The sequence below is a fragment of the Treponema sp. J25 genome (assembly GCF_004343725.1).
Lineage (GTDB): Bacteria > Spirochaetota > Spirochaetia > Treponematales > Breznakiellaceae > J25.
Genome location: NZ_PTQW01000036.1, coordinates 17,354 through 27,142 on the forward strand (window position 1 = coordinate 17,354; position 9,789 = coordinate 27,142).

Sequence of the window (9,789 nt, forward strand, 5' to 3'; positions counted from 1 at the left end):
ATCAGTTGTTCCTTTTTTTTAGTTTGTTTTTGAGTATTTTTGCATACATAAAAAGCTTATGTTCCCACCGTCGCCAGGGAAAGGCGGCATATTTATTTTGAGCAACCTCATCCCAGGAGGGACAGGATTGGTGGTATCGTTCCAGGAATCGCTGCAAGAGGAGAAAATCCTTTTCCTCCATTTCGTTGGGATGAAGACAAATAGTGTATGTCCCACCCATCATTGGCCGGGGATGCCATAACTGTTGGGGTATCCAGAGAAAGCCTTTCCAGCGAAAAGGGGTCAGGGCAAAGCCGTCAGAAATGATACGAATAGATGTTTCTTCTTGAAGCGCCAAAAGAGTATTGGCATCAAAACTATGGGCAGGAGCAACCCAGTAATGCAGCAGAAGCCCTTGTTCTTTCACAATTCCCCAGGCCTTTTTTATTTTACTGCGCTGTTCTTTAAGGGGAAGCTCAGAAAATTCAGAATAAGGATTGAGAGGAATGAGATTTTTTTTAGTTTTATGAAAACGGTGCTGATATCCATGGAGGGCAAGAGGATACTCGTCGGCCTGCCATTGTCGGGCTTGCTCCCAAAAATCATCCTGGTAGGGTAGCATACAGAGCTCTGGGTCCTGACAATCGGGAATAATTGCAATGAGGGGCTTTATAAAATATGAAGAAAAAAGAGAAAGAACCCTTTCCCAGTTTTCTTTTTTTTGATAGGAACAAGCATCATCAAGTCGAAATAGATATCGAGCGCTTTTCATGATTCAAGTTTACTTAAGAGAGATTCTAATTTAAAGGGGCTAACAGTAATATTATCAGTATGAGGATTAATTTTTTTAGCGGATTCTTCTCCGATAAGATAGTAATACTCTAAGTCTAAAGCGTCGGCCAAGGAAAAATAACAATTATTATGTTGGTCCCCAGGGAAACGAATTTCAACTACCTTTGCTCCTGGGGCCATAAAAAGTATATTGGTTAATCCCGCCCCATGGAGGGATATTACAATCTTAGCATTCCCCACAATTCTTACTTGATTTTCAAAGGAGAGTTCTTCCATATAAGCAATTTCATATCCGTGTTTTTTAAAGATGGGAATTAATTCTTGTTCATTGTTTATTTTTCTACGAGCTGCTTTTGCACGGCTAATATATATTTTAGCAGTAGGAGATTTATTCTGGAGTTGAAAATACGATCGGTATATTTCTCGTATTCCTTGCATAATTTCGGGACGATAATTTCCTGTGGGTGCAAGTGCCGAGAGGGTAATCAGTTGTTGAGCTTGCACCCGTTCTTTCTCTTCTAAAAGGTATATCGATGGAATGGAAAAAGGAATGAGGGAAGGCCTGATATATGCTTCGTTTTTACAATAGCTTGGTAACAAAAGAATATCAAAAGGGATGTTGTTTTCTTGAATGGCATATAATCGTGGTAATGCATCTGCGAACCAATGAAAATATCCATTAGAAAAATTGTCACAGATAACTAGGGCCCTACCAGATAACTTTTCCTTGGTATGGTGTTTAAAATTGAATTTAATTTCAGCTTTAAGTTTTTCTTTCCATGAAGGTTTTGCATTGAAGGAAAAAGAGTGTATAGAAGTAAAAATCGTTTTTTTGAAATATCCGTAAGATGAAACCCATGCATCTGGTATGATATCTAAATTAGTTTCTGGAATAACTTTTTGAATCTCTTTTGAAAATAAGTATTTGTCTTGCTCTTCGATATTTTTCGGCCAGCGACGAAAAAGAGTTGTTTCGGAATATAATTTATTTTTTGGCTGCATCTTTGTATTTCCTGCTATGAATTATATAAAGAATTTTCTGAGGTATAATCTTTTTTATAAAAGTAATAAAGGGAAGCAACTTCAGTTTCTTCGTATAAAAAAAATAAAGTTGTATTTTCTTCTCAGGGAAATACTGGGTTGTTATTTTTCTTTTCTCTTCAAGATTCTTTTTGTAATGCTTTGAAGAAAAACCTACCGGTTCAATTACGCTTATGGGGCTGGGATAATATAAAAAAGAAACGCCCCGTTTGTACATGTGGCAGGTAAAATCAAAATCTGCGCAAACTTTGTATGAAAGATCGAAAGGATAGTCCTGTAACAAAGATCGTTTGCAGATCATGCTTTGATGAGATGCAATCATTTGATAGGGGAGTCGTTCGAGGGGACTTGCTCTATCATATACCCAATAGGTGGGATACTCTTGAATGCAGTCTCCATACAAAATATCAGGGTGGTGCTGGATAAGAAGTTCTCCAATTTCTTGAATAGTAAAAGGTGTATATAAGTAGTCGCCCGCATTTAAAAAAAGTACCCATTCTCCCGAAGATTTCTGAACCCCTTTGTTCATAGCATCATAGATCCCATTATCTTCTTCACTAATAAAGAAATTGAGTGACTTTTCATGAGATTTGAGAAATTCAATGGTCCCATCGGTAGAACCTCCATCTACAATGCCATATTCAATGTAGGATCGAGCGTTCTGTTTTAGTACCGATTGCAGGGTTTTCTCTAAGCGGGATACACCAGGGTTGTAGGTAACGGTGACAATAGAAAGAAGAGGGGGCATAATAATTAAAATTTGTTTAATATTTTACAGACTGTGAGTATATCTTTTTCTTTATGAAAATAAGAAATAGGAAGACTTAAGGTTGTTTCATGAATTTCACTGCTAATGGGATAGTCTCCTGTAAGATATAATTCCATTGCTTTTTGTTTATGTGGAGGACAGGGATAGTGGATTTCTGTTTTTACCCCATTTTTCAAGAGATAATCTTTTAACTTATCTCGTTCTGGATGTCTTATATTATAAATATGATACACATCGAAAAAATCTGGATGAACAACTGGTTTTATGAACTTATCGCTTAAATTTTCATGATATATTTTTGCTAATCTTCTTTTGTGATTATTTATTTTATCTAAGTCTCTTAATTTTATTCTTAATAAAGAAGCTTGTAATTCATCAAGACGGGAGTTGTATCCTACGTATTCATTGTAATATTTTTTAAAAGAACCGTAATTTCTAAGTGCCCTTAATTTATTTGCTAGAATTTCATCGTTGGTTGTTATAGCACCAGCATCTCCGAGAGCCCCTAGATTTTTAGTGGGATAGAAACTAAAGCATCCGATCCCAAAGGTTCCTACTTTTTTGTTTTTATACATAGCCCCATGAGCTTGAGCACAGTCTTCTATTAACCGTAAGTTATATTTATTACAAATATGGAGGATAGGATCCATTTCGCAAGCTTTGCCGTATAAATGGACAACTATAATTGCTTTTGTTTTTGATGTTATTTTTTCTTCAATTTTCAGGGGATCTATGTTATATGTACGGATATCTGGTTCTACAAGAATAGGTATATGACCGCATCTAATAATAGAAATAATAGTAGCAATATATGTGTTGGAAGGTACAATTATTTCTGAATTTTTAGGGAGATCTAACGCGTCTATTGCCAAGATAAGTGCATCAAGGCCGGAGGCAACTCCAACACATTGTGATGTTCCTATATAAGAGGCGAATTCTTTCTCAAAAGAAGAAACCTCATTTCCGAGGATATACCAACCACCTTTGATAGCTTTTTTCAAAGCTTTAAAGTATTCTCTAAAAAAAGGGGAATTAGCTCTGCCAAGATTTTCATATTCTATCATGAAGGATACTCCTCATCTATATAATCATTCTTATCATAATGTTCAGAGGCAAGAACCAATAAAATACAATTGTTTTTGAAATTGTCCATGGTGTGCCAATCAACTGTTTCTAATATCAAACCTTTTGAAGGATTATCTAGAACGAAAACCTTTTTTTCTCTTCCATTGTTTACAAATATTTCACAGGATCCCTGTAACGCTATAAGACATTGTATATTCTTTTTGTGACGATGGCCACCTCGTTTTGCACTTGCATTATAAATATAATAAACTCGTTTAATCTCAAAAGGAATTATGTTGTCTAAAACTGTTAAACTTCCTCGAGGATCCGTAAAAGTAGGTAAATCTAATAAGTATGCCATTATTCCTCCAAGAAATACTTTGTTGTGTAAATGTTTCTGTTGAATAGAAGCTTTTTTATTGAATTCTGAAAAAATTGAGATGAGTTTTTCTTTTTTTTCTTTGATAAGAAAAAGTTTAAAGTAAAGAAAAAAAAGTGTTTTAGTATATATATACGTTGCAAAGAAGTTTTTAGATTATCAAGAAAAATATTCTTCACTTCTTTTTGTTCGTGAAATGGTACTCCATATTCACGATATTTTTTTTCAATTTTTAATATGTGTTGGATATAAGGTTTGTAGAAAGTATTTTTAACCCATTTGGGAAGCAAGTAACTACCAAGGTCAATCTTGCTGTCTTTTCTAAATCGAACATCGTGGAAATGATAAAAAATCACAGAAAAGTCTTTTCTCTCTTTTTTGCAAGAAAGTAAAATTCCTTTCTGTAATGCTTTTTTAACTTGATATTGTTGCACATTCCAAGGAGCAACACCAGCGCCTCTGTCGTTCAATATATGAACACTTGTAAAACGATATGGCCAATCGTCTAAATATTTTTGGTCTCCAAATTTACCATCTTCAAATCGGGCGTAACACCATTCATTGCATGCTTTTACCCACCAGTTAAGTGCATTAAGGCCATAAGAATCATTTTTAAATGTCATAAATTGTACACAATAGATTCCCGTTAGAGATGATTTATCATAAACAGGGGTGTACCAATGGGGAGAAAGAGAAATAGAATTTTCTCCCATTTCTTCTACCAATATTGCTGGATCACTATAAAAATATATATCCGCATCAATATAAGTACAATGAGGGATATTGTAAGTCTCAATGCAATATTTGATGAGTGAAGGGGTGCATGTCCAGCAATATTCTGCAATAGAACGGGATTTTTTGATTGATACTAGTTCTCCGTTTTCAAAATCTTTAAGAGAAATAATAGTACAGTATTCTAGTTGTAAGTCTTTTAATACAGAATATGTAACATCATTGAATGCTAATATATATAGATGAAAAGAAGTGCAATGTTTCTTTAAAGATTCGTACATTGCAAGACCGCGACTTAAATAATTGTTATCAAAAAGGGTGCAAAAATATAACATAATAATTATTTCTTAAAAATGTTGTTAATTTTTTGAAGCCAGCTTTTATATCTTAATGAATGAAAATAGTGGATAAATTCTTTTCTTGCTTCTTTACACTCAATTATGGGTTGTTTTGTATAAACAATTGGGCTAGCAATAAGATTTGTTTTATAAAAATTATTTGATGCACAATGAGTTCCACTATTGTCCATTCCTATGTTTTGAACCAAACTTTCCCTTGGATAAAGGGTATACATATTATTAATAAAAGCACTGGCATACCAGCGAATCGCCCAGGAATTATTTTCTCCTTTTATTTGTTCTAATAGCATCCTTGTATAAGGATAAGAATTATCAAAATCAAATTCTTTCTTTAATTTCTTTTCTAAGATTTTTTTTAAAAGAATAGAACCGTCTTTTTCAAAATAGTCCCACGCTCTTTTCCATGTTGCCCATCCCCAACAATCGGCTCCTTTAATAAAAAATGTTTCTGAAAGTTTTTTGCGATTTTTTAGTGGGTATACATATCCATGAATAGATGCAACAGTATGGTCTTCGTTGTATATTTCTAAAAAATTATTCATGTATTCAAGAAAATAAGGGGAAACGAGTAAATCATCTTCTAAGACAATAACTTTATTGAATTGGGAGACTATTGTAGTGACTCCATCTATAATGTTTTGAGCTAAACCATAATTGAATTCACGTTCTATAATATTAATTCTCTTGAATCCTGTAATACTTTTTATATATGAACGTACTTCCTGAACATTCTTTTCTTGCTTTTCTGATTTAGGTGCATCACTGAAAATAAATAACTCGCTGCTTTCTGAAAGATTGTTTTTCAAAAGAGCGTTGATGCACTGTTTTGTGTGAAAAGGTCGGTTGTAAACGAATAAACAAATAGGGGCTAATTTCATAGAAGCTCTTTACTTTTATTTTTTATTTTTTCTATCCAAAAGGGCATAAACAACGCCGGGTGATTCATGTTTTCGCGGGCCCTTTGAGCTAATTGTAACCGCATTGGAACATCCCAGTGCTGCAATTCTTCCCATGTATCAATGAGTACAAGAGGTAACCCGAGGAAATAAAAATATTCTGTTAGCACCGAACGCTTTACTACTGGTGCAACGCCTAAATACATTGCTTCCCATGTGCGGTGACAATCTTCCCCATTGCCAGGAGGACTTGCCACTAAACCAAATTGACGAAGATATCGTCGATAATACCATGTGTTCAAGTTGCCCGTTGGATACGCCCAGGCAAGATCCTGAAGCGCTTTTAAAGCGGGCTCCCGTTCTTTTTTATTGTTCCCGGTTGCAAAACCGTAGAGAATATGCTCATTAGGCGCTATCTTTTTTTTTCTTCTGAGTTTTTTAAAATCCGCAATATTTCCATGCCAGTGGAGTCTACGATTTTCGAGGCCAATAGGAATTGGTGTTATCCGTTCATGGGTAACAAGACAGTTTTGGGCAAACCAATGGTGCACTGAGGAAGGCAATTCTTTAACTAGATCGGAGGTGATATTTTTATCATCGTTCCCAGAAATTAAAATGAAGACTTGTGTTCTTTCAGAAGACACTAGTTTAAAAAAGTCGGAAAGATGATTTCCCGCTACATATACCAGATCGCCCTGTTTAATTTTCTTCAGGCTAAAAGGAGGCTCCTTTTTTTCTGAATCCCATACGTGATTACATAGAGCTCTAAAGCTATCACCGGAAAGATACGGAAACGAAGAAGGATAAGCATGAATAGTAGTATAAAAATTTTTTATAACCCATGAAGAAAAACGGAGTTGAGCGGATTTGATTTTATGAAGAAAACGAAAAGACATATCAGCTGATTTGCTATGTTTACGAATTATTCAAAAGTTATTCTGACATAAATATTTTAAGATTTTTTGAATGTATATGTAAATTAAATATTGGATATTTTTTATCTTTGTAATATATAAAAGGTGTTTTCCTTTTAGAACTATCTTCTTCCCAGATTATTTTAAATCTGTTAGGCTTTACAACAGATGTTTCGTTTATAAATCCAACTGTATTACCTTGTATATTTTTTGGATCTACTCCGCCTAAGTATTGCCCAAAGGCAGCGGCATCAAAAATACCATTAAAATAGCAAAAGTTGTTATAATAATTTATGTTGTGGATATGTTTTAATATCCGAAATTTCGCTTGAGGAGGGGTTATGGGTAAATTATTAATGAGAAATTTGTTTTTTTGTTTTTTATAGAATAAAGCCAAAGCTTCCATATCGTTTAGTTTTTTACTTAAACATTTAGTATTGTAAAACCTGTTAAAGGATTCTATGCTAGACTTGTTTTTTAAATAAACAATGCTTGGTATGCAACGATTTTTATGATCTAAAATTATAGAAAAATTAGATGTTTTTTCTAATATACCAAATATTTTTTGATAATCAGTGTATATTAAATTATCGGTTTCAACTTGTATTATGTTCTCAATATTATAAGCATCTAAAAAGTCTTCTATTATAAAAAAACGTTCTACTGCTGATACCCAGAAACCGTTTCTAAAATTATTATCAAGCGATTGATGCTTGGTAAAATACAAATGATTTTCTGTTTTCCTTAGTTCTTTTATATTTATTAATTCTGTGTTGGATATTTCCTTTATGTTGTTTTGATAATAATCATTATCTGATAACAAGAAGATAGGATTGTTATTAAAGTATCTGATTTGTTTAACACAATCAATAATATATTCAGGATAATTCCTTGTTTGAACAAGTACAAAAATATTTTTCACAATATATTTCCTCTTATAAATAAATCAAGAATTGTAATGATGAATAGAACAAGAATTATAATATAGGGAAAATATTTTTATTTTTGCTTTCTTGTTAAAGAAACAATCTTCAGAAACACCTACATTCTTGAAGTCAGAAAAAAAAACGTTATTTCTATATTTGTTATAATAATAATTGCCTAATAATTCATATTCTGAGAATGAAGAAATTTCGTTATTGTCCAGATTAGAAAGAATAGCTGAATACCAATTTAGTTTGGTTTCTGTGCTAATGTTTTCTTTTAGTTCAATTAAAATTTTCTTCTCAAGGAAGAAATGATGAGTTACAAAAGAGTGTGGGAAAAAAATGAAATTAGGAAAAATTCTGTTAATAAAATCAAGATACGGTTTATGCCTTTCGTTTTTAGAATAATTTATTCTTATTCTATTCTTGAATATAAACCGTTGTTTCCTTAAAAAAACGGTGTCAGAATCCAGTATCAATATGTATTCAGAATTACACACCGTATCCGCAGATAACTTGAGTAGTTGCTGGTATAGCCAACCAGCTCTGTTAATGTTTTTAGGACTATATGTTATATCTTCTTTTCTCAGAGGAATCATATCAGTTTCAGAAATAAATTGTATTTTGTTTGTTTTGCAAAAATCTATGATTTCATTGTCTTCAGGAGAAACAATGTATATTTGGTCGATATTATGATTTATTTTTTTTAATGAAAAAACTGTATAGGGTAGAATATTAAAGTCTTTTTTTATCGTAGGAATAAATACATCTATTTTTTCCATTTTTTGTAACCTCCTGATATTATGACCAAATACTAGATTTTACGGTGGTATTGGGATGAATTATTTTAGGTACAGATACAAACGCCTTTATTTCGTTGTTTAGAATAGCATTTTCTATTAATCCGTTAGAAGTATATTGAATGGGTGTCTGTTTTTTTAGCAATATTTCTGCTCCTTTTTTTGATATTAAATAACCAACAGTTAGCTCGTGGGCTCCTGCTTTTCTTAGGTATTTTTTATAACGTTTTGTGGCCCCTTCCTTGCTTATAAAGGGAATATATCCTCTGATTTCCCCATCTTTGTATCCTAAATAAACAAGATCCCAATCTTCCGGTAGTTGTTGTAGTATTTTCTCTAAAATATGCCATTTTTTGAAATCTATATGCGCATCATCTTCTAAGACCAAAACAGTATTCAAATTATTTTTTATTATATGTTCATATATCATTCTATAACTCATAGCACAACCAATTTCCCCGGGGGTAATGTTATCTCTAGGGTTATAAGATTTTTTAATGATGCTAATGAATCATTTTTACCATCAAATCCGATAAAAAAAGAAAAAGCGAATCTATTATTTATATGTTTGACTATTTCTTTCTTTATTTCTCGGAATTGTTAATATAAAGATTTCTTCTATTTTTCTGTTTTGATTTCCTTTCCTAATTTGTAAAAAAGAAATGTTATATACTGTATTGAGGATAAAAATAATAATTTTTTATATTCACTTTTGCTTCTCTCTTATATCTCACTAAATATTTTCTTAAAAGAATGAATTTTAGTTCTTAGTCGAAAGAGTTTTTAGTAATATTACTATACAATTACTACCATAGGTTTATGCATGGATAGCACTTCGGTGCACCACTTGTTCTGATTATACCCCATGAGTACACCCATAATAAAACGATTCGATGATATGGGTATTGCCAGGGCCGTCGGTTTCTTTTAAAGTTGTAATGGATTCAAAGAAAACTTGAGCAGCAATGCTCAGAGTAATTTCTTCGCAGAGCCGAAATGTTTTACTATCGATTTTATTTTCGCTGAATAATTGTTTAATATTATTTATCAATTTATAACAAAAGTTATGGAAATCTACCGAAAAATACTTTGCAGGAATATATACAAAACCAACATTGCGCGCTCTGCCATAATAGT

At 32.6% G+C, this 9,789-nt stretch carries 12 protein-coding genes; all 12 read right to left on the reverse strand.

The window, feature by feature from the left end:
• Nucleotide 1: 1 nt before the first annotated feature.
• Nucleotides 2-751, reverse strand: a complete 750-nt coding sequence (locus C5O22_RS10885) for a DUF2334 domain-containing protein (RefSeq protein ID WP_132781743.1) — start codon at nucleotides 749-751, stop codon at nucleotides 2-4.
• The gene (locus C5O22_RS10890; RefSeq protein ID WP_132781745.1) at nucleotides 748-1,773 is read right to left on the reverse strand and encodes a glycosyltransferase family 61 protein; all 1,026 of its coding nucleotides are present in this window, start codon (nucleotides 1,771-1,773) and stop codon (nucleotides 748-750) included. The genes C5O22_RS10885 and C5O22_RS10890 overlap by 4 nt, the downstream gene beginning before the upstream one ends.
• Nucleotides 1,757-2,560 (reverse strand): glycosyltransferase family 2 protein, encoded by an 804-nt coding sequence (locus C5O22_RS10895; protein ID WP_132781747.1) that lies wholly within the window; start codon nucleotides 2,558-2,560, stop codon nucleotides 1,757-1,759. Before C5O22_RS10895 ends, C5O22_RS10890 begins: the two co-directional genes overlap by 17 nt.
• A gap of 5 nt (nucleotides 2,561-2,565) precedes the next feature.
• Entirely contained in the window at nucleotides 2,566-3,645 is a 1,080-nt protein-coding gene (locus C5O22_RS10900; RefSeq protein WP_132781749.1) for a DegT/DnrJ/EryC1/StrS family aminotransferase, read from the reverse strand.
• The gene (locus C5O22_RS10905; protein ID WP_132781751.1) at nucleotides 3,642-4,007 is read right to left on the reverse strand and encodes a sugar 3,4-ketoisomerase; all 366 of its coding nucleotides are present in this window, start codon (nucleotides 4,005-4,007) and stop codon (nucleotides 3,642-3,644) included. Before C5O22_RS10905 ends, C5O22_RS10900 begins: the two co-directional genes overlap by 4 nt.
• Nucleotides 4,007-5,092, reverse strand: coding sequence for a glycosyl transferase (locus C5O22_RS10910; RefSeq protein ID WP_132781753.1), 1,086 nt, complete (start codon nucleotides 5,090-5,092; stop codon nucleotides 4,007-4,009). The genes C5O22_RS10905 and C5O22_RS10910 overlap by 1 nt, the downstream gene beginning before the upstream one ends.
• Nucleotides 5,093-5,097: 5 nt before the next feature.
• Nucleotides 5,098-5,994 (reverse strand): glycosyltransferase, encoded by an 897-nt coding sequence (locus tag C5O22_RS10915; protein WP_132781755.1) that lies wholly within the window; start codon nucleotides 5,992-5,994, stop codon nucleotides 5,098-5,100.
• Entirely contained in the window at nucleotides 5,991-6,908 is a 918-nt protein-coding gene (locus C5O22_RS10920; protein WP_132781757.1) for a hypothetical protein, read from the reverse strand. Before C5O22_RS10920 ends, C5O22_RS10915 begins: the two co-directional genes overlap by 4 nt.
• 37 nt (nucleotides 6,909-6,945) lie before the next feature.
• On the reverse strand, nucleotides 6,946-7,848 hold the full coding sequence (locus C5O22_RS10925; protein ID WP_132781759.1) for a hypothetical protein: 903 nt from the start codon (nucleotides 7,846-7,848) through the stop codon (nucleotides 6,946-6,948).
• Nucleotides 7,849-7,872: 24 nt separating this feature from the next.
• A complete protein-coding gene (locus C5O22_RS10930; protein WP_132781761.1) occupies nucleotides 7,873-8,634 on the reverse strand; it encodes a DUF6492 family protein in 762 nt (253 codons plus the stop codon).
• Nucleotides 8,635-8,653: 19 nt separating this feature from the next.
• A complete protein-coding gene (locus C5O22_RS10935; RefSeq protein ID WP_132781763.1) occupies nucleotides 8,654-9,160 on the reverse strand; it encodes a glycosyltransferase family 25 protein in 507 nt (168 codons plus the stop codon).
• Between the two features lie 348 nt (nucleotides 9,161-9,508).
• A partial coding sequence (locus tag C5O22_RS13610; RefSeq protein ID WP_207895379.1) for a hypothetical protein occupies nucleotides 9,509-9,789 on the reverse strand: 281 nt, incomplete at its 5' end.